This window comes from Microcystis sp. M_QC_C_20170808_M9Col, assembly GCF_007095495.1.
Classification (GTDB): domain Bacteria; phylum Cyanobacteriota; class Cyanobacteriia; order Cyanobacteriales; family Microcystaceae; genus Microcystis; species Microcystis aeruginosa.
Genome location: NZ_SFBZ01000031.1, coordinates 1 through 19,950 on the forward strand (window position 1 = coordinate 1; position 19,950 = coordinate 19,950).

Genomic DNA, 19,950 nt, shown 5'->3' on the forward strand with positions numbered 1-19,950 from the left:
GGCTTGCGGTGTCAGTCTGTAGAGCGACCATAAGACCAGAACAGAGTAAATCTGTTAAGGCAGGTGCGAAAAATCCTTCGGGAAAGAAGCAGAAACCCAAATCGTGAGGTTTGGGAATCACCGTCCGTTTACGGCGGCGAGGATGTCAAGGGTAAGGATGTAGATAGAGAACATGGGCGATTTTTATAGGGTGATGGAGGTTGCGGGTTGGGGGTTGGGGTGTTGGGGTAGTGGGGAATTTAGGTGAAATTTCCCCATCTCCCTATTTCCCCATCTCCCTATTTCCCTATCCCCTATCCCCTATTCGCGTTAGAATCAATACTTACAGGGAAAGCTAAAAGCTAGAAAACCAAACAGGGCATCTAACCTTTAGCTATTCTTGTTCAACGTCACAGTTATCAATGTGTACAAGACATTGGTAACTGTTATTTTTGTTTCTTGAAGCGGGAAACCAATCCTAAACCACCCACTGCCAAAAGTCCGAGGATAGTACCAGGTTCGGGAACGGTTGTTTGATGGAAAGAATTTTGGATGTCGAATAGACCTTCAGTGCCAGGATTAGTATTAACTAGGGTATTTGTGACGGTCAACAGTGTCTGAGCGGGGATACCGATGAAACCGCTAGGAGGGACCTGTGAGCCGTTAGTTGAAACTAAGACATTAGATATCTCACCAAATGTCTCGGTTACAGTCCCGTAGTTGGATGATACGTTTGAATCCAGGTCAACCCCGACAATAGACTTGTTGGGGTCAGTGACCCCGATTGTATATGTGAAAGACCCCCCGGGACCCTTATTGGTATCAGCGAGACCGTCCATAGCATCGTATCGGAAATAATAATGATCACCCATCTGGGTCAGCGCAACTTTATCCACCGCCTCAGCCCCAATGGTACCACCGACGTACTTAACTATTTTGTCGCCTTGAATAAGATCCTGTCCGCTCGTCCATTCCCCCCAAGTTAACACCGCGGCACTGGCACTGGTAGCGGTAAGCACCGCGCCGGCGAGAACCCCGATGGCTAGGGAGCCAGAAGCAAAAGTTTTGGTTAATTTGTTGGTTGTCATCATAACTGAATTATCCAGCGTTAATTGTGTGTACTATAGCCATCAAAAGAAGTTAAGCAAGCGTTAAGCTCGCTGATAACTTTTTGTGTGACTTGACAGAACTATAGCGAAACTTTTCAAAAAAAACAAGTGTTTTAGAAAAAATTTTTCGGCAATATTTATCTATTTTTTGTCCAATTTATAGCAGTTTTTATTGAAGATAACTACCCAAAACTTGACAAATATACCCAAGATATTTGGTGAAAGTTGGACAAATAAACAGGCTCTAGTTCAAAAAAAAAATCTCTCAATTCTTTACAAAACTTAATCAAGAGAGGTACAATGTATAAAACTTAACAGTTTTGACAGTCAAAACTGGAGTTCGATGGCAATCAACTCCCTAACGGGGAAAACGGGAGAAAGGCAATTCATCCCTACAGTAACTTCCTTTTGCTCCTACAAAAATGTCACCCCAAAACCCCCGGACAAACTCAGGTTTTAGAAAGACCAAAAATCCCGTTTAATATCTCTATCTAAAGAGGTATGACTAATTTTCCTAAATCATCTATAGTCACCAGTGTGGGGCAATGGCAGTATAAAAGTGGACAACTGACTGTCTAAAGTTGGACGATTCTCTCTCGAGAAATTTCTTTAATTAAAACTGGGTTAAGTTAAGTAGTCGGACATAAATTCTGTTGTCCATCTTAAGAAATGTAAATTGCCGCAATTCTTACTGACTCCTGACTCCTAGCCCCACCAACAAACTTTTTGCCGCAAACCCTACTTAACAGCTTATATACTATGAATGCTTTCATAACTATTCGAGAAGCTTCCGATTTACTCGGAGTTAGCATTAAAACCCTCCGGCGCTGGGAACAACAGGGTAAAATTGTCTCAATTCGTACCCGCGGCGGTCATCGCCGATTTCGACCGGAAGATATCTTACAATCTGGTCAAGCAACCCCATTGATTATTGGCTATGCTCGTGTTAATCGACCTGAACAAAAACCCCAATTAGACACCCAGATAAAAGCGTTAGAAGAATTTTGCCATCAGCAGGGTCAACCCTTTGAAATTCTCACCGATATCGGCAACGGGGTCAGCTACAATCGCCCTAATTTTATGCGTCTAGTGGAGATGATTTGTCACGGTGAGGTGAAATGTCTAGTTTTAACCCATGCGGAAACTATTAGTCTCTTTTGTCATGATTTTATTTTGGGTTTGTGCCGTCTCTTCAAAATCCAAGTCATTATCCTCAATCAACCCCAGGAATCCATTGCAGCTGAGGATTTAGTGGACGATCTGCAAGCCCTCGTCACCATCTGTTACGATCATCTCTACCCACTACATAACCCGGCTCATCAGCAATTACTAGAATACCTAGGGGCGCTTAAGGATGTCCGTGTGGCTTAAAATTATCCTTGGCCTGGGTTTCTCCTCCCTCTTTGTTGCCTGTCTGATGCCGCCTGCTGTTCCCCGAACCAGGGCCAAGAATAGTAATATTTGAGATGATAAAGAGAATATGATCCCCCCTTGCCCCCCTTAAAAAAGGGGGGAAACCAGGAAAGTTCCGTTTTCCAAGCTGGATTGAGGGGGATCAAATTGGCTAACGGCTGTATTGACATCCACATTGACGGCAAATGAAACTAGAAACCACGGCGATTAAACGGATTCTCGATGCTAACCTTGACCGCGCCAGAGAAGGACTGCGAATTATCGAAGAATGGTGTCGTTTTGGCTTAGATAATCCCGATTTAGCCCAAGAATGTAAAGAAATGCGCCATCAATTAGCTAGTTGGCACTCGATCGATCTTAAACGACATCGGGACACGGCCGGCGATATCGGCAGGGATTTAAGCCATCCCAGGGAAGAAATCCGGGAGACTGTCGAGGGACTGCTGCAGGCCAATCTCGCTCGCGTACAGGAGGCTTTTAGGGTTTTAGAAGAATACGGTAAACTCTATGATCTGGAGCTAGGGATAGCCTGTAAACAGCTGCGCTATCGGGTTTATCAGCTAGAGAGTAAACTATTAATCTCGCCACCTCTGGAAAGACTGCAAGGATCTCCCCTCTATCTAGTCACTTCTCCTACCGAAAATCTGTTAGAAATCGTTGAATTAGCCCTAAAAGGAGGTTTAAAATTGGTGCAGTACCGCCATAAAACCGCCGCTGATACCATTCGTTTAGAAGAAGCCGCTAAACTGTGTGAGTTATGCCACCGTTATGATGCTTTATTTATTATGAACGATCGCGTTGATATTGCTAAGGCCATTCATGCCGATGGTGTTCATCTCGGCCAACAGGATCTACCAGTTTCCCTAGCGCGGCAATTTCTCGGCCCGACGGCAATTATCGGCCGGTCCACCACTAATCCCCAAGAGATGGCCAAAGCAATCCAAGAAAAGGCCGATTATGTGGGAGTCGGGCCGGTTTATGCCACCCCCACCAAAGCAGGAAAAACCCCGGCAGGATTGGAATATGTCCGTTATGCGCGGGAAAATTGCCCTTTACCCTGGTTTGCGATCGGTGGTATTGATAGTAGTAACATTAAAGAGGTTTTAGAGGCAGGAGCGCAACAGGTAGCTGTAGTCCGGGCCATCATGGAAGCGCAGCACCCCGATGTGGTGACACAACAATTATTAGACCAATTAAAGTAGGGTGTAGGGTGTAGGGTGTGGGGTGTGGGGTGTGGGGTGTGGGGTGTGGGGTGTGGGGTGTAGGGTGTGGGGTGTAGGGTGTGGGGTGTAGGGTGTAGGGTGTGGGGTGTGGGGTGTGGGGTGTGGGGTGTAGGGTGTGGAAAAATGGGGAAATGGGGGAGTGGGGAGATAGGGGAATTTCAACTAATACCCTAAAACCCTAAAACCCCAACTCTCAACTCCTGTCTCCTGTCTCCTAAATACTCCGATTAATTCATTTGTTCGTATCCAAATCCATGTCAGAAATAACCTTGCAAATCAACGGCAAAACTCAAACCTGTTTACCCGCAACTAAACTACCGCAAATGTTAGAAAATTTGGGCATGAATCCTCGGTTAGTTGCAGTGGAATATAACGGGGAAATCCTCCATCGTCAGTATTGGGAAAACACGGAAATCAAGGAGGGGGATAAATTAGAAATTGTTACTATTGTCGGGGGGGGATAAAATAATCAACAATCGACACTTGAGGGAAAAAACTTGTTAGTTATCGGTTTAATCAGTGGCACATCGGTGGATGGCATCGATACCGCTTTAGTGGAGATTAGCGGTACAGTGGAATCTCCACAGGTGCAGTTATTAGCAGGGGAAACCTATCCCTATTCCCCCCGATTACGCGAGACAATTTTACAAGTCTGTGGGGGAGAAAAGCTCGACCTTGAAGCTTTAGCCAGCTTAGATGATGATATCGCCGCAGAATTCGCCCGTGCCGCTTTAAATATCCAAAAAGAAGCCCCAAAAGCCCAATTAATCGGCAGTCACGGTCAAACCGTTTTTCATCGACCCCCCGCAAACGATCGCCTCGGTTACACGGTACAATTAGGACGGGGAGCAGCGATCGCAAAAATTACCCGTATTCCCACCATTAGTAATTTTCGCGCTGCCGATATCGCCCAAGCTGGTCACGGTGCGCCCCTAGTGCCGAAAATTGACGCTTATCTGCTTTCTCACCCCACTAAAACCCGCTGCGTCCAAAATATCGGCGGTATTGGCAATTTAACCTATCTACCCCCCCGACAAAGGGAAAATTGGCAGCAAAAAATTTTCGGTTGGGATACTGGCCCCGGCAACGTCCTCATCGATTTGGCCGTACAATTTTTGAGCCAAGGCCAACAAACCTACGACCATAACGGTCAATGGTCCGCTCAGGGTCAACCCTGCTCCGAATTAGTTCATAAATGGCTACAGGAGCCTTATTTTCAACAATATCCCCCTAAATCCACTGGCAGAGAGTTATTTAGCCCCGCCTATCTAGCCCAATTGCACGAGGATGCCCAAGCTTATTGCCTCAGTGATGCCGACTGGTTGGCTAGTTTAACCGATTTAACCGCCATTTCGATCGCCCACAGCTATCAAACCTTTTTGCCAGAAATGCCCGCGGAGGTGCTGCTCTGCGGTGGTGGCGCTCGTAATGCCTACCTGCGCCAACGACTCATAGCACATTTGGGGTCAAATGTCAAGCTTTTGACCACCGATGAGGTAGGATTAAATAGCGATTTTAAAGAAGCGATCGCTTTTGCCCTTTTGGCCTATTGGCGCTGGCACAATTTCCCCGGTAATTTACCGCAAGTCACGGGGGCAAAAGCAGCGGTTTTATTAGGAGAAATTTACAGATGAGCAGCAGCTATGAAATATTTTCAACAATTCAACGCCAAAGGGTCAGCGATGGGCAAATAGTGCCAATTTTAAGCGATTGTGCCGACTATAAACGTCTTTTAATTCTTGTTTGGCCGCAATTGGGAGATTTTGATAGTCTCGAATACGCTTGGTGGTTAGAAAAAGAGGCAGCCCTTTGGCAAAATGCCGGGATAACCATTCGTGCCATCGGTATCGGCGATCGCAATTCAGGGTTAAAATTCGCTGAATATACGAAATTTCGGCAAGATTGGCTTTTTGTTGACCCCAAAGCTGAATTACACAATTTATTAGGACTTTATTGCGGTTTATCGTTAAAATTACCTGGGTTTTCTCCCGGGCAAAATGCCTGGTTAAATCTAATTTTTATGTGTGCGGGTGTGGGTAGTCCGGGGACTCTGGCCGAAGTGCTGCGGGGTTATCTTGGCGATCGCAAAGCCCCCCAATTAATTGCCGAGGAGGAAACAATGCAAGCGCGGCCTTTACCACCTTTCCGGGGTTCCCTATTCAATCTTGCTGGGGGTCAAGGTTTTCAGCGACCTTTTGAATTAGCCACCCTGAGACTTCGTAATATGAGTCAAGTTTTGGGCAATTGGTCAACATATATCCCCGATAGCAGTTATCTCACCCAACGGGGAGGGACTTTTTTATTTGATAATCAAGGAAATTTACTCTATGAGCATCGGGATCAAGGTATCTTGGGTTTTGCTGAGAATATGAGTTATCCTCTCGCTTTTTTGCAGGATTAAGCTTTTTTCTTCTGCATCTCGCCCACTCCCAACTCTTGACTTTTAGCTTTTCCAGCTGATGGCTAAAAAACTTTAATGTTGTCCGACCACTTATTACCTAAAGATTGATGAAATTATTTGACGATTCAACCACAACTATCGGGAGTTATTTACTCAAGAGATAAGTAAATATTATTTTAAGTTTATTTAAGGCTGTCATTACTAATGGTAAGTTGAGCCGGGTAAATTTTCCCGTAGTATCAAAAAGGAAACTCATTCGACCCGTTCAGTCTAAACGGGGAGAGAAGGGATTTTGAGACTGAGGAACAACCTATGGCAAAGAAAATAAAGACAACCACTTATAAAGTCACCCTGAAAACACCCAATGGCGACCATACAATTGATGTTCCCGATAATGAATATATTCTCGAGGTAGCGGAAGAAAAAGGATTAGATTTACCTTCTTCTTGCCGTGCTGGTGCTTGTTCTGCTTGCGCTGGTAAAATCGAATCCGGTAGCGTTGATCAATCCGAGCAATCCTTCTTAGATGACGATCAAATTGAAGCGCGTTATGTCCTCACCTGTGTTGCCTATCCTACTTCTGACTGTGTGATCGTCACCCACAAAGAAGAAGATTTGTACTAATTTAACTCAATATTCGGGGGTTAGATACTCCAACAATACAACAATAATAGAGCGGGAACTGCAAGGGCGACAGTTCTCGCTTTATTTGTATTTTTGCCTCTTGACTCGACAGTGAGATAAAGCCCAAAAATTAATCCTGCAGCGGCAGGGTGTGAGGTGTAGGGTTAATGGGCGCTGATCACTGATTATCGTCCCACTTCAGCGAAAATCTGGGCTAAAATCTCTCCAGCACCAGCCTCGCGCACTTTATGGGCTAAATCTCGTCCTAAGACTTCCCCATGGCTAGGATCACCGCTAACCGAGTCCTTAATCAGGCGCTTACCGTCGAGACTAGCCACCATACCCGTTAAAGTTAGGATACCATCCTCGATCGCCGTATTTACTCCGATGGGAACTTGACAACCCCCCTCCAACTCCCGTAAAAAAGCGCGTTCAGCATAGCATCTATCGCGACTAGGGGCGTGTTCCAACACTTTTAGGACTTCCAAAACCTCCGGATCGGCATCGCGGCATTCTATCCCTAAAGCCCCCTGTCCCACCGCATGGAGAGAAATCTCCGCCGGAATAACCTGATGAACTCGATCGCCTAATCCTAACCTTTCCAATCCCGCTACTGCCAGAATAATCGCGTCGTATTCTCCCGCGTCCAGTTTTGCCAGACGGGTGTTGACATTGCCGCGCACATCTTTAAAAGTCAGATGGGGATAATGGTAACGCAACTGGGCCAATCGCCGCAGGGAAGAAGTCCCCACCACCGCACCTTCCGGTAAAGTGTCTAATTGATAGTCTTGGTTTTGGCTATTTACCACCAAAGCATCGGCCGGATTAACTCTTTCCGTGACGCAACCCAAGATTAAGCCTTCGGGCAAATTAGTGGGCAGATCCTTGAGAGAATGGACGGCAAGATCGATCGATCTATCCAACATTCCCACTTCTAGTTCTTTGGTAAATAAACCCTTATCACCGATTTTCGCTAGGGCCACATCGAGAATTTTATCGCCTTGGGTACTCATCGTCTCCACCTCAAACTGTCGATGGGGGTGGTGTTTACTCAATTCTGCCTGTACCCAATAGGTTTGTACTAGGGCTAACTGACTTTTACGCGAACCGATACGCAGGGAACGAGGAGGACTAGAAACGGACATATCTGAAGTAGGAATTTAACTAAACATCTATCGGACTGCTCGATCTAGACTATCCTGATCTCACCCCTGTTGAGTAATCACTTTCTAGGTTAGGCATAAATAGTTACATCTCTTAATATTTTTAGGCAAATAGGGGGATGGGGTGATGGGGTTTTCGGGAAATAGTCATAGGTTTGTTTAATCTCTCCCAATCCCTTTACTATGGCCTCTTGCCTCATCTCAACAAGCAATTTAAATGTGCGGGCAGCTTATTAGAATGGGATGATGAGGTAAGAGTTTTTGCGGCTATAGGTTGGATTAAACATAGCAAAACCATTATTCCCCACTGACAGCAAAGCTGAAAGCCTAGGTTAAAATAGAGGGACAAACGTTGCAACAGGGTCTAACTAATGACAATGTTTGAACGGACAAATTGGCTAAAGTAGCTGGTTATAATTAAATTAAAAATGGATTTTAGGTTCGATCCCCCCTTATCAAGGGGGGATCAAGGGGGGATCAAAGGCACAATCTATCTTCAATTTAATAATTATAACCACTCACTTAATAGGATAGTTACACAACGTAAAAATTGGTTAATTCAGGAGTTATTATTATGCTAGACCAAATGATGAAGATGTTAGAAGGGCAACAAATAGGCCCTTATCGTCTTAATAAATTTCTCGGTGCGGGTGGTTTTGGGGGTGTATTTCATGCTAGTGAAATGGTCAGAAATACATCGGTTCAAGAAGTTGCTGTTAAAGTTATTCCCGAAAGTAGCGATGATAAATTAATTGAGTTAAAAAATGCCAGAAAGTTAGAACATTCTAATTTAATTAAGGCTTATTCAGTGGGGGAATTTCGTTTTCTCAATACAGAGATGCTTTATTTAGTGATGGAATTGGCACAGGGTAGCCTAGAAAATCACATTGCCAAAGGCGGTTTATCATCGGATGAGATTAAAAATATTACTGCTCAAGTCGCCCAAGGTTTAAATTATCTTCATGGACAAAATAAAGTGCATCGAGATTTAAAACCGGGTAATATCCTCAAGGTTAATCAACAATACAAGTTAGCAGATTTTGGCTTAATTAGAACTTTAAATAACAAAAGCCACACTCAAACAGTCCACAATAGCGGTACAATTATTTATATGCCTCCCGAAGCCTTTAGGGGGGATATTTCCTCAGCTTGGGATTTGTGGTCATTAGGTATTATGTTAATCGAAATGACGACTAATCAACTTCCCTATAAGTTTAATAATGATATTAACCAGTTAATGGCAAAGGTGATGAATTGTGAGCTACAAATCCCCAGTTTACCGAAAGAGTTTAAACCGATTATTGAAGGGTGTTTGCAAAAAGATAGAAAACAAAGATGGACAGCACAACAGGTTTTAAATGCCTTACAACCTGTGGGATTGAATTCTCCCCCGTCACCTCCACCAGCACCGGCAGCAGTCAAAAAGCCTGTTTCACCTACTCCATTTACCGAAAAACTACCCAATCGAGTCACACTGGAGATGGTGAGCTTACCAGCAGGTCAATTTCTCATGGGATCTGCTGACAGTGATTGGGAAAAGCCTCCACACCAAGTTAAATTAAACAGTTTTGCGATTGGGAAATATCCAGTGACTCAGGCACAATATGAAGCGGTAATGGGAAAAAATCCCTCTTGGTTTAAAAATAATCCCCAAAATCCAGTAGAAAATGTTAGTTGGAACGATGCTCAAGCCTTTTGTCAAAAATTGAGTCAAATAACAGGAAAAACCTATCGCCTACCGACGGAAGCGGAATGGGAATATGCTTGTCGTGCGGGGACAACCACTCGCTATTATTTCGGTGATGATGCTAATCGGTTAGGAGATTACGCTTGGTATAGCGCAAATTCTCAGGATAAAACTCATCCTGTGGGACAGAAAAAACCCAATGCTTGGGGACTCTATGACATGAGTGGCAATGTTTGGGAATGGTGCGAAGACGATTGGCACGATAACTATATCGGAGCGCCAAGGGATGGCAGTGCTTGGATAAAAAATGGTAATGATAATTGTTCTCCAGTGCGGGGCGGTTCCTGGGGCACCTATCCTACTTACTGCCGTTCCGCGTTTCGCAACGACTTCAACCGCCGCGTCATCCGCTACAACTATTACGGTTTTCGGGTAGTCTGCGTATTCGGGAGGACTCTGTAACCCTTTTTCCCTTTTTCCCTTTTTACCCTTTTTCTCTTTTTCTCTTTTTCCCGCCCTTAGGCGGGTCGATTTTTTTTTGAGATTTTCTAGGGTGCGTCCTGGGGAGCTTTTGCCTTTTTGGGAGCAGTCCTACAGGACGCGAGCCGATGAAGATGCAAGGTTGGGTTGACGACAATTAAATAGGGTATGATGGACGTTGGATAGATTTTCTCCTATGGCCGTGAGCGAAACCGTCTATATTGAAACCAGTATCTTAGGCTACCTAACTGCTCGACCCCGCAGAGATATTATTGTGGCGGCTAATATTGAGATAAGCTGTCCTTGTGTTTAAACTGCTTGTTGAGATGAGACAAGAGGCGATGGTAAAGGGATTGGGGGAGATTCAGCTAATCTAAGGATAGGCACTTAAAATGCGTCTTAGCCTATTATTTGTGTTAATCTCATCTTTAAATATCAAAACCCCAAATCGTCTAAGGAGACAATGGCCGCCAATTCTCGGAATAAATCGCCCGTTTTTCTCGGCTGTTCCGGCAGGATCGCTATTTTTTGCCTCTTGATGTTACTATCGGCGGCAATAGGCTGGTTAATCGGGAAACAGTGGGTTAAACACAGCAATCAACCCGAAACCGTTAAACCCGTTTTTGCCACGGAGGAAAATAATTTTAATTCTGCCACAGATCCGGCATGGCAACGGAAAGCCGAGATGAGAAAGCGCCGTCTAGAGTTGGGAATTGATGGTCAGTTTTTTAAAAATCTCGTCAATGAATTGTTTAAACTCCGCTATGGGGATATCAAAGAGGAAAAACAGAAACAGGAACAAAGAGATATTTTAGCAGCAGAAATCCTCGATCGCTTAGAACGTCTCGATTCTGGCACTAGAGAAGCATTAGGTAGCTACGACGAGCAACAGCGAGAAAAATGGCGAGAACAAGTGAATCAGTTACGATTAAGCAGTAGAGTCCTTAATTTACTCACTGATACTGCTTTTTTTCAGCTATTTCCCGAATTGACAGAAAGACCAAATTTTGATAACGGCTTAGGTCAACTATGGAGTGGTTTGGCCTGGAATCAGTTACAATCTTTACAGTCTGGCCTATCCTACCAAGCGATCGAAAGTTTAGACGCGGGGGGAGAGGAAGTGATCGAGGCAATTCTCAGCGAGGGACAAGGAAAAGCCTATGCAATAAAATTGCGTTCCAGTGATCGGTTAGACTTAAATTTAGAGACGGAAGGCGAAGTTTTACTATCTTTCTACTCTCCCACGGGTAATATTACCCTTTTAGACAAGTCTAGCGATCGGCAATGGTCTGGTCAATTACCCGAAGAGGGATTTTATGAATTAGTTATTCTCCCCCAATCTTCTACCCCCGTTCACTTTCGCTTGCAGTTAAAAGTAAGTCAATGACTTTAACCGTCAGGAGACAGTTATCAGTTATCAGTTATCAGTTATCAGTTCACTGTTTACTGTTTACTGATCACTGAAAAGCTCCCCACTTCCCCACTTCCCCACTTCCCAATTCATAATTTATAATTTATAATTCCCACTTCCCCAACCCCTAACCCGCTTTTTTACTTTTTCCCATGTCTCTAACTTTCCAAGCTGTTATCGCTAAATTAAATGAATTTTGGGCTGATCGCGGTTGTTTAGTTGCTCAACCCTATGATACCGAAAAAGGTGCGGGAACCATGAGTCCCCACACTTTTTTAAGGGCAATTGGTCCGGAACCTTGGGCCGTTGCCTATGTGGAACCCTGTCGTCGTCCAACGGATGGCCGTTATGGCGAAAATCCCAATCGTTTTCAGCATTACTATCAATATCAAGTCCTAATTAAACCCTCTCCTGATAATATTCAGGAAATCTATTTAGACTCCCTGCGGGTGTTAGGAATTAACCCAGAAGATCACGATATTCGCTTCGTGGAAGATAACTGGGAATCTCCCACCCTCGGCGCTTGGGGTGTGGGTTGGGAAGTGTGGTTAGATGGTATGGAAATCACCCAATTTACCTACTTTCAACAGTGTGGAGGTATCGATTGTCGTCCCGTGGCGATCGAAATTACCTACGGTTTAGAAAGATTAGCCATGTATCTGCAAGATGTAGAGGCAATTAATAAAATTCAATGGAATGAAAATATCCTCTACGGTGATATTTTTCTGCAAAATGAAATCGAACAATGTACCTACAATTTTGAGGCTTCCAATCCTGAGTTATTATTTAGTTTATTCAGTTTATATGAACAGGAAGCTAAACAATTAATCGATCGCTCTCTGGTGATTCCCAGTCTAGATTATGTTCTCAAATGTTCCCATACTTTTAATTTACTCGATGCTAGAGGTGTGATTGCTGTAGCTGAAAGAACCCGTTATATCGGCAGAATTCGCAATTTAGCTCGACAGGTTGCTCAATTGTATTTACAGCAACGGGAAGCTTTAGGTTTTCCCCTACAAACGGTTTAGCAATCAGTTATCAGTTATCAGATGGGAGTTTTCAGTTCACTGTTTACTGTTCACTGATAAAATCTCCCCAACCTCAAACCAGCAACTTTGCACCTCATAGGTGCGAGAATTAATATATTAAGTTTTACAAACCGATGCAATATTTCGGGAATCTAACCCAGTTCTAGCTGTATATTAGTGGGTGACACTATATCTAGCCGGTAATTCGCCTCAAAAGACCCTTTTGTTGGAGGTAATTCTTTACTTTGACTAGCCTATTAGTGCCAGGAAAAAGACTAAGTTTTTTAAGTTCTAATTTTTTAGACAAGGAGTTACTTTGATGATACCATCGCTCCCAAAAAATGATCCTGATCCAGTCAAAAGACAAGATCTATTAAGACGACAAAAACAAGTGTACATTTATGATTCCGTTAATGGTATCACCCTCGTCAAAGATTTACCTACCCACGAAAACTTTTCTATTTCCTATCAAGTAATGCGGGGTAAAGGTTTCAGTGCTTTAATTGCCAATGGAGTCGCCACAAGGGTAGAAAATATCTTCGATCCCTTTGACAAATTAGAAGATTACGAACAACTTTTTCCTATCCTTCCCCAACCCACAAGCATTAAAACTTGGCAATCTAACACAAGTTTTGCCTACCAAAGATTAGCGGGAGCAAATCCCATGGTAATCCGCGGGATTAGCAGCTTACCAAATAATTTTCCCGTCAGCGATGCCATCTTCCAAAAAGCCATGGGACCCGATAAAACCATTGCCTCGGAAGCCGCTAAGGGTAACTTATTTCTAGCAGATTATGCCCCCCTACACCACCTAACTTTAGGCAGTTATCAAAGGGGTATGAAAACCGCAACAGCACCTCTTGTCCTTTTCTGTTGGCGCGCTAGGGGTTTACGGGGTCAAGGGGGATTAGTACCGGTTGCCATTCAATTGTATCAGGATCCGACCGTACCTAATCAGCGCATCTATACCCCCGATGACGGACTTAATTGGTTAATGGCGAAGATTTTCGTGCAAATTGCCGACGGAAATCATCATGAATTAGTTAGTCACCTCAGCCATACCCATTTAGTAGCGGAAGCTTTTGTTTTAGCCACAGCTACCGAGTTAGCACTCAATCATCCTCTGGCAATTCTATTAAAACCTCATTTTCAATTTACCCTCGCTATTAATACTTTAGCCGAGAGCGAGTTAATTAGCCCAGGCGGATTCGTTGATCGTCTATTAGCGGGGACGCTAGAAGCATCTATCGAGCTAATTAAGACTTCCTATCGTCAAAGATTGGATAATTTCGCCGATTATACCCTACCCAAGCAATTAGCCTTCCGCCAAGTCGATGATACCTCCCTACTACCAGATTACCCCTACCGAGACGATGCTCTCTTACTTTGGCAAGCAACGGAAACCTACGTCAAAGATTACCTAAGTCTTTACTATACTTCCGACGCGGATGTAAACGAGGATACAGAATTACAAGCTTGGGCGCGAAAATTGATGTCACCTGAAGGTGGAGGCATCAAAAAATTAGTTTCTGACGGAGAATTAGACACTTTGGCCAAATTAGTCGAAGTTGTCACCCAGATAATTTTTGTGGCCGGACCACAACACGCAGCGGTTAATTATCCTCAATACGATTATCTCGCCTTTAGCCCCAATATTCCCCTAGCCGGTTATCAATCTCCTCCCAAAGCATCTGAGGAGGTGGATATGGATTATATTCTCCGTCTTTTGCCCCCCCAGGCCCAGGCCACTTATCAATTGGAAATTATGCACACTTTAACAGCTTTTCAATTCAACCGTTTTGGTTATCCATCCCGAAGTGCTTTCCCAGATCAACGTGCTTACCCGATTTTGGCGGTTTTCCAAGCTAAATTAAAAGCGATCGAAAATGAGATTGATCGGCGCAATTTAACCCGATTTACGCCTTATATTTTCCTGAAACCCTCTCGCATACCCAATAGTATCAATATTTGATTTTAGCCTGAGTTCAAGAGCAACCGAAACCCTAGAAGTGGGAAGTGGGAAGTGGAGAGAAGGGAGCGGGTTTTAAAAGTTGGATTGGGAGTTAATCATACTATTAAAAACGGATTTGGTATAGTACCAATTCTCACCCACACAAACTAGACGAGAAGCACCATAACAAAGAGTCTCTAAGAAAAAAAGATGTTAGCGATAACATCTTTTTGACATTTTTTACAATTTAACTTCAATATCAACCCCTGCGGGTAAATCTAATTTCATCAAAGCATCGATTGTCTTAGAAGAGGGTTGGTAAATATCAATAATGCGGCGATGGGTGCGGGTTTCAAAATGTTCACGGGAGTCCTTGTCAACGTGAGGGGAACGCAGGACACAATAAATCTTTCTTTTTGTCGGTAGGGGGATCGGTCCGATGGCCGTGGCGTTAGTTCTATTGGCAGTATCGACAATCTTCTCACAGGAAGTATCGAGTAAGCGCCGGTCAAAAGCTTTCAAACGAATGCGAATTTTCTGTTGTTGTAACGTAGCCATAATTTCACCTATTGCAATTGTCAAGGTACAAAATAAAGACAGTAACGGAGCAGCTTTTAAATTCACTGCCCCGTTAATTAGTAGATTAGCCTACTTGATAATTTTCGAGATAACGCCAGAACCGATGGTGCGACCACCCTCGCGAATAGCGAAGCGCATACCCTGTTCAATAGCGATCGGGTTGATCAGTTCCACGGTCATTTTGATCCGGTCTCCCGGCATGACCATTTCTACAGTGCTGCCATCATCGGCGGTGTAGTCTTGGATAGTGCCAGTTACGTCAGTTGTCCGTACATAGAACTGAGGACGATAGTTTTTAAAGAAAGGAGTGTGACGACCACCCTCTTCTTTACTTAACACATACACCTCACCTTCAAACTGGGTGTGGGGTTTGATTGTACCCGGTTTAGCGATCACCATGCCGCGCTCGATGTCGGTTTTTTGGATACCACGCAGGAGGATACCCGCGTTGTCACCGGCCATCCCTTGCTCAAGACTTTTCTTGAACATTTCGATCCCGGTGACGGTGGTGGGGCGAGTTTCTCTGATCCCGACCAATTCCACGTTATCACCCACTTTCACAATACCGCGTTCGATCCGACCGGTAGCCACCGTCCCCCGACCAGTAATCGAGAATACGTCTTCTACCGCCATCAGGAAGGGTTTATCGATATCCCGTTCGGGGGTGGGGATATAGCTATCTACCGCTTCCATTAATTCATAAATTGCGTCCACCCACTCGTTATCGCCTTTTTGGGCCTTGGGGTTTTTGGTCATGTACTCGAGGGCTTCTTTCGCAGAACCGGCAATAATGGGGATTTCGTCGCCAGCGAAGTCGTAATTGGTGAGAAGTTCGCGTACTTCCAGTTCCACGAGTTCCAGTATTTCCTCATCGTCCACCATATCTTTTTTGTTGAGGAAGACCACCAGGTTAGGTACACCCACCTGACGAGCCAGCAGGATATGTTCCCGGGTTTGGGGCATCGGGCCATCGGCGGCCGAGACCACGAGAATACCACCGTCCATCTGTGCCGCACCGGTGATCATGTTTTTTACATAGTCCGCGTGGCCGGGGCAGTCCACGTGTGCATAGTGGCGACTGGCGGTTTCGTACTCAACGTGAGCGGTGTTGATGGTGATCCCGCGAGCCTTTTCTTCGGGAGCGGCATCGATTTCATCGTATTTTTTAGCTTGGGCATTACCCAGAGCCGCTAGGGTCATAGTGATAGCGGCGGTGAGGGTAGTTTTGCCGTGGTCAACGTGACCGATCGTGCCGATGTTAACGTGGGGTTTCGTCCGTTCAAATTTAGCGCGTGCCATTTACTTTCTGTTCCTTTGTTTTTTTTCTTCTTCAGGTGGGTGAACAGTAATCAGTCACCGGAGATCAGTTTTAAGTTAGCAGTTGTTAGGGTTGACCGACCAAATTTAAATGATCGGTTTATCTTCACTGCTCGCCGGTCACTGGTTACTGATTAACCGTTCCCTTTACTTTTGGTGATAATCGTCTCGGCCACGTTGCGGGGGACTTCTTCGTAATGGCTAAATTCCATGGTGAAGATGCCCCGTCCTTGAGTTTTGGAGCGAATATCAGTGGCGTAACCAAACATTTCCGCTAGGGGAACTTTAGCGGAGACTTTGGCGATGCCGGTCTCGGTTTCTTGACCTTCGATTTGTCCCCGACGGGAGTTAAGATCACCGATGACGTTACCGATGAAGTCTTCGGGTACTTCCACCTCGACCTTCATCATCGGTTCTAGGAGAACGGGAGAAGCTTTCATCACCGCTTCTTTGATCGCCATGGAACCGGCAATCTTAAAGGCCATCTCGGAGGAGTCCACATCGTGGAAAGAACCATCTACAAGGGTTGCTTTCAGGTCGATGACGGGATAACCCGCTACAATCCCCGATTCGCAAGCTTCTTTCATCCCTTGTTCTGACGGACTGATGTATTCTTTGGGGATAGCACCACCGACAATTTTGGAGACGAAGACAAAGCCAGATCCCGGTTCACCCGGTTCGAGTTCGATGACGACGTGGCCGTACTGCCCTTTACCGCCACTTTGACGGATAAATTTACCCTCAGCGCGCACGGGTTTCCGCACAGTTTCCCGATAGGCCACCTGGGGAGCGCCCACCGTCGCTTCGACTTTGTATTCCCGGAGCATTCGATCGACGAGAATTTCCAGGTGCAGTTCTCCCATCCCGGCGATTACCGTTTGATTGGTTTCGGGATCAACTTTGACCCGGAAGGTGGGATCTTCATCGGAGAGAGCTTGCAGAGCTTTGCTGAGTTTCTCGATGTCCTGTTTGGTTTTCGGTTCCACCGCCACGGAGATAACCGGTTCGGGGATAAACAGGGATTCTAGGATAATCGGGTTCTTATCATCACAGAGGGTATCCCCGGTAATGGTGTTTTTCAGTCCGATCGCCGCTCCCAGATCACCGGCGCGCAGTTCATCCACTTCGATCCGTTCGTTGGATTTGAGGACGATCAGGCGAGCGATCCGTTCTTTGGTTCCTTTGGTGGAATTGTAGGCGTAGCTGCCTTTAGCTAGTACACCGGAATAGACCCGTAGGAAGGTTAAACGACCGAAGGGATCGGCCATGATTTTGAAGGCGAGGGCCGAGAAGGGCGCATCGTCCTTGGCTTCCCGGATTGCCTCGCTGCCATCGGGAAGAATCCCTTTAACGGCGGCTACTTCCGAGGGTGAGGGCAGATAATCGACAACGGCATCGAGGAGCAGTTGTACCCCTTTGTTTTTGAAAGCCGAGCCGCAGAGGACGGGAACAACTGTACCAGCAATCGTCCCTTCTCTGAGACCGCGTTTGATTTCGGCTTCGGTGAGTTCTTCACCTTCTAGATATTTTTCTAGGAGTTCTTCATCAGCTTCCGCTACAGCTTCCACCAGCTGCACGCGGAATTCTTCGGCCTTTTCCAATAAGTCTTCGGGAATGTCGGTTTCTTCTATGTCTTTCCCTAGATCGTCCTTATATATATAGGCGCGCATCTTGACGAGATCAACGATCCCGCTCAGTTCGCTTTCCGCGCCGATCGGCATTTGGATGGGAACGGCGTTAGCTCTAAGGCGATCTCTTAATTGTTCGTAAACTTTGAAGAAGTTCGCCCCCGTTCTGTCCATTTTGTTGACAAAGGCAATCCGGGGTACTTTGTACCGATCGGCTTGTCTCCAGACGGTTTCCGATTGGGGTTGTACACCACCAACAGAGCAGAAAACCGCCACCACTCCATCGAGTACCCGCATGGAACGTTCCACTTCAATGGTGAAATCGACGTGGCCGGGGGTGTCAATGATGTTGATGCGATGATCTTGCCAACTGGTACTGATGGCGGCGGCGGTGATGGTGATTCCTCGCTCCCGTTCCTGTTCCATCCAGTCGGTAATTGCCGTTCCGTCGTGGACTTCGCCCAGTTTATGAGCGACTCCCGTGTAGAACAGGATTCTTTCTGTTGTCGTTGTTTTGCCCGCGTCTATATGAGCGGCGATTCCGATGTTTCGCACTCTCTCTAGCGGGATAGTCCGTGCCACAGCAACCTCCTTGCTTTGCTTGCCAGTGATGGGATTTTGTTCTAGGATTTTTTACACTATTTACAATTCTATACTTTTCTTGACAGTTTTTTGGCGGCAGCGGTGTAGTCCACCGCCCTTAAAGTATCTTTAAAGTATCTTTTTAGTAACGATAGTGGGCAAAGGCTTTGTTTGCCTCTGCCATCCGGTGGGTTTCTTCCCGTTTTTTGATCGTGCCGCCGGTTTCATTGGCCGCATCCATGATCTCGTTAGCTAGTTTACCAGCCATGGTTTTGCCGCCTCTGGTTCTGGCATAATGGACTAACCAGCGTAGTGCTAATGTACTACCACGGTTGGTGCGTACTTCCATCGGGACTTGATAGGTGGCTCCACCGACCCGGCGGGCTTTCACTTCCACTAGGGGAGTGGCGTTTTTAACGGCTTTTTCAAATACTTCTAGGGGTTCTTGACCGGTACGTTCGCCGACGGTTTTCAGGGCATCGTAAACGATATTAGCGGCCAGGGATTTTTTGCCCGATCGCATGATCCGGCGGATGGTCATGCTGACTAAACAGCTATTGTAAACGGGATCGGGGGGAATAGGACGTTTTTTGACGTTTTTACGGCGAGACATCGGAATATTCCTGAATTTTCTAGGTTAACTTTAACTTTTGCTTGACAGTCGGATGATTACAGCCCATCTTAAACCCTCTCCTGCGAGTCTTCAGTCTCTTGGGTTAACTTTGACCGACTCGGTGGGAGTATTTTTTTGGTTAATCAATTTCCTGTTTATTTAGCGGCGGGTTTGGGGCGTTTGGTTCCGTACTTAGAGCGCGCCTTTTGACGGTTTTTCACCCCGGTGGCATCGAGGGTGCCGCGAATGATGTGGTATCTGACTCCGGGTAGATCTTTGACCCGACCGCCCCGAATCAGGACGACCGAGTGTTCTTGTAGGTTATGACCGATGCCCGGGATGTAGGCTGTCACCTCAAATCCAGAGGTCAAACGTACCCTAGCCACTTTCCGTAGGGCTGAGTTGGGTTTTTTCGGTGTGGTGGTATATACTCTTGTACAAACTCCCCGACGTTGGGGGCATTGTTTGAGGGCGGGAGATTTGGTTTTTCTTTTCGCTTTGGATCTTTCGTCGCGTATTAATTGCTGAATGGTGGGCATGATAGGGCTGTATCTAAGGTTACTCTGAACTCCTATTACCGAAGGTCAAATCGTTGACAAAAGGTCATTATAGCAAATTGTCGCTCTTGTTGTCAAGTCGCCTATTGTGCTTTTCTCCGGTTTAGATGTTAGAGATTGTCTTTTTCTTGGGCGGCGGCGGCACTCAATTCGGACGTTATTAGGCGATAAAATTACAGCTTCGTTGTTTTGGCTTGATGGTGCA

17 protein-coding genes and 1 pseudogene are annotated in these 19,950 nt (G+C 45.5%); 11 read left to right on the forward strand and 7 right to left on the reverse strand.

Annotated features, from left to right (window positions below):
- Positions 1 to 425: 425 nt before the first annotated feature.
- Positions 426 to 1,070 (reverse strand): PEP-CTERM sorting domain-containing protein, encoded by a 645-nt coding sequence (locus EWV68_RS02005; RefSeq protein WP_287168640.1) that lies wholly within the window; start codon positions 1,068 to 1,070, stop codon positions 426 to 428.
- A 777-nt stretch (positions 1,071 to 1,847) separates the two neighbouring features.
- On the opposite strand from EWV68_RS02005, the gene EWV68_RS02010 reads away from it, so the two are divergent.
- From EWV68_RS02010 to EWV68_RS02035, 6 genes are all read left to right on the forward strand, one after another.
- Entirely contained in the window at positions 1,848 to 2,459 is a 612-nt protein-coding gene (locus EWV68_RS02010) for an IS607 family transposase (RefSeq protein ID WP_287168641.1), read from the forward strand.
- A gap of 227 nt (positions 2,460 to 2,686) precedes the next feature.
- On the forward strand, positions 2,687 to 3,703 hold the full coding sequence (locus tag EWV68_RS02015) for a thiamine phosphate synthase (RefSeq protein WP_287168642.1): 1,017 nt from the start codon (positions 2,687 to 2,689) through the stop codon (positions 3,701 to 3,703).
- 275 nt (positions 3,704 to 3,978) lie between these two features.
- Positions 3,979 to 4,188 carry a sulfur carrier protein ThiS gene (thiS, locus tag EWV68_RS02020; RefSeq protein WP_002751314.1) on the forward strand — a complete coding sequence of 70 codons (210 nt, stop codon included), beginning with the start codon at positions 3,979 to 3,981 and terminating at the stop codon, positions 4,186 to 4,188.
- A gap of 33 nt (positions 4,189 to 4,221) precedes the next feature.
- Entirely contained in the window at positions 4,222 to 5,358 is a 1,137-nt protein-coding gene (locus tag EWV68_RS02025; RefSeq protein WP_425184210.1) for an anhydro-N-acetylmuramic acid kinase, read from the forward strand.
- A complete protein-coding gene (locus EWV68_RS02030; protein WP_287168643.1) occupies positions 5,355 to 6,125 on the forward strand; it encodes a peroxiredoxin-like family protein in 771 nt (256 codons plus the stop codon). Before EWV68_RS02025 ends, EWV68_RS02030 begins: the two co-directional genes overlap by 4 nt.
- Positions 6,126 to 6,437: 312 nt before the next feature.
- Positions 6,438 to 6,749: a ferredoxin gene (locus EWV68_RS02035; protein WP_287168644.1), complete on the forward strand. Its 312-nt coding sequence runs from the start codon at positions 6,438 to 6,440 to the stop codon at positions 6,747 to 6,749.
- Positions 6,750 to 6,934: 185 nt separating this feature from the next.
- Here EWV68_RS02035 and hemC read toward each other — a convergent pair whose 3' ends face one another.
- A complete protein-coding gene (gene hemC / locus EWV68_RS02040; RefSeq protein ID WP_012266932.1) occupies positions 6,935 to 7,894 on the reverse strand; it encodes a hydroxymethylbilane synthase in 960 nt (319 codons plus the stop codon).
- 592 nt (positions 7,895 to 8,486) lie between these two features.
- Between hemC and EWV68_RS02045 the strand changes: the two genes are divergently transcribed.
- The 5 genes and pseudogenes from EWV68_RS02045 to EWV68_RS02065 all read left to right on the forward strand — a co-directional run bounded on the left by EWV68_RS02045 (position 8,487) and on the right by EWV68_RS02065 (position 14,490).
- Positions 8,487 to 10,061: an SUMF1/EgtB/PvdO family nonheme iron enzyme gene (locus tag EWV68_RS02045; RefSeq protein WP_287168646.1), complete on the forward strand. Its 1,575-nt coding sequence runs from the start codon at positions 8,487 to 8,489 to the stop codon at positions 10,059 to 10,061.
- A 220-nt stretch (positions 10,062 to 10,281) separates the two neighbouring features.
- Positions 10,282 to 10,377 (forward strand): annotated as a pseudogene (locus EWV68_RS02050) (type II toxin-antitoxin system VapC family toxin); the annotation flags it as partial.
- A gap of 165 nt (positions 10,378 to 10,542) precedes the next feature.
- Positions 10,543 to 11,466, forward strand: a complete 924-nt coding sequence (locus EWV68_RS02055; protein ID WP_287168648.1) for a serine/threonine protein kinase — start codon at positions 10,543 to 10,545, stop codon at positions 11,464 to 11,466.
- A 176-nt stretch (positions 11,467 to 11,642) separates the two neighbouring features.
- Positions 11,643 to 12,518 carry a glycine--tRNA ligase subunit alpha gene (gene glyQ / locus EWV68_RS02060; protein WP_004162850.1) on the forward strand — a complete coding sequence of 292 codons (876 nt, stop codon included), beginning with the start codon at positions 11,643 to 11,645 and terminating at the stop codon, positions 12,516 to 12,518.
- A 319-nt stretch (positions 12,519 to 12,837) separates the two neighbouring features.
- On the forward strand, positions 12,838 to 14,490 hold the full coding sequence (locus EWV68_RS02065; protein WP_287168650.1) for a lipoxygenase family protein: 1,653 nt from the start codon (positions 12,838 to 12,840) through the stop codon (positions 14,488 to 14,490).
- 219 nt (positions 14,491 to 14,709) lie between these two features.
- Here the strand turns inward: EWV68_RS02065 and rpsJ are convergent, their stop codons facing one another.
- The 5 genes from rpsJ to rpsL all read right to left on the reverse strand — a co-directional run bounded on the left by rpsJ (position 14,710) and on the right by rpsL (position 19,727).
- Positions 14,710 to 15,027: a 30S ribosomal protein S10 gene (rpsJ, locus tag EWV68_RS02070; RefSeq protein ID WP_002800099.1), complete on the reverse strand. Its 318-nt coding sequence runs from the start codon at positions 15,025 to 15,027 to the stop codon at positions 14,710 to 14,712.
- A 90-nt stretch (positions 15,028 to 15,117) separates the two neighbouring features.
- Entirely contained in the window at positions 15,118 to 16,347 is a 1,230-nt protein-coding gene (gene tuf, locus EWV68_RS02075; protein ID WP_061431978.1) for an elongation factor Tu, read from the reverse strand.
- Positions 16,348 to 16,499: 152 nt separating this feature from the next.
- A complete protein-coding gene (gene fusA / locus EWV68_RS02080; protein WP_061431979.1) occupies positions 16,500 to 18,575 on the reverse strand; it encodes an elongation factor G in 2,076 nt (691 codons plus the stop codon).
- 142 nt (positions 18,576 to 18,717) lie between these two features.
- Positions 18,718 to 19,188 (reverse strand): 30S ribosomal protein S7, encoded by a 471-nt coding sequence (gene rpsG / locus EWV68_RS02085; protein WP_002739653.1) that lies wholly within the window; start codon positions 19,186 to 19,188, stop codon positions 18,718 to 18,720.
- A 155-nt stretch (positions 19,189 to 19,343) separates the two neighbouring features.
- The gene (gene rpsL, locus EWV68_RS02090; protein ID WP_002740176.1) at positions 19,344 to 19,727 is read right to left on the reverse strand and encodes a 30S ribosomal protein S12; all 384 of its coding nucleotides are present in this window, start codon (positions 19,725 to 19,727) and stop codon (positions 19,344 to 19,346) included.
- Positions 19,728 to 19,950 lie beyond the last annotated feature (223 nt).

What these genes read in the sequence shown, in the direction of transcription:
- EWV68_RS02005 (WP_287168640.1), bottom strand. Translation starts at nt 1,070, where the DNA reads ATGATGACAACCAACAAATTAACCAAAACTTTTGCTTCTGGCTCCCTA.
- EWV68_RS02010 (WP_287168641.1), top strand. Translation starts at nt 1,848, where the DNA reads ATGAATGCTTTCATAACTATTCGAGAAGCTTCCGATTTACTCGGAGTT.
- EWV68_RS02015 (WP_287168642.1), top strand. Translation starts at nt 2,687, where the DNA reads ATGAAACTAGAAACCACGGCGATTAAACGGATTCTCGATGCTAACCTT.
- thiS (WP_002751314.1), top strand. Translation starts at nt 3,979, where the DNA reads ATGTCAGAAATAACCTTGCAAATCAACGGCAAAACTCAAACCTGTTTA.
- EWV68_RS02030 (WP_287168643.1), top strand. Translation starts at nt 5,355, where the DNA reads ATGAGCAGCAGCTATGAAATATTTTCAACAATTCAACGCCAAAGGGTC.
- EWV68_RS02035 (WP_287168644.1), top strand. Translation starts at nt 6,438, where the DNA reads ATGGCAAAGAAAATAAAGACAACCACTTATAAAGTCACCCTGAAAACA.
- hemC (WP_012266932.1), bottom strand. Translation starts at nt 7,894, where the DNA reads ATGTCCGTTTCTAGTCCTCCTCGTTCCCTGCGTATCGGTTCGCGTAAA.
- EWV68_RS02045 (WP_287168646.1), top strand. Translation starts at nt 8,487, where the DNA reads ATGCTAGACCAAATGATGAAGATGTTAGAAGGGCAACAAATAGGCCCT.
- EWV68_RS02055 (WP_287168648.1), top strand. Translation starts at nt 10,543, where the DNA reads ATGGCCGCCAATTCTCGGAATAAATCGCCCGTTTTTCTCGGCTGTTCC.
- glyQ (WP_004162850.1), top strand. Translation starts at nt 11,643, where the DNA reads ATGTCTCTAACTTTCCAAGCTGTTATCGCTAAATTAAATGAATTTTGG.
- EWV68_RS02065 (WP_287168650.1), top strand. Translation starts at nt 12,838, where the DNA reads ATGATACCATCGCTCCCAAAAAATGATCCTGATCCAGTCAAAAGACAA.
- rpsJ (WP_002800099.1), bottom strand. Translation starts at nt 15,027, where the DNA reads ATGGCTACGTTACAACAACAGAAAATTCGCATTCGTTTGAAAGCTTTT.
- tuf (WP_061431978.1), bottom strand. Translation starts at nt 16,347, where the DNA reads ATGGCACGCGCTAAATTTGAACGGACGAAACCCCACGTTAACATCGGC.
- rpsG (WP_002739653.1), bottom strand. Translation starts at nt 19,188, where the DNA reads ATGTCTCGCCGTAAAAACGTCAAAAAACGTCCTATTCCCCCCGATCCC.
- rpsL (WP_002740176.1), bottom strand. Translation starts at nt 19,727, where the DNA reads ATGCCCACCATTCAGCAATTAATACGCGACGAAAGATCCAAAGCGAAA.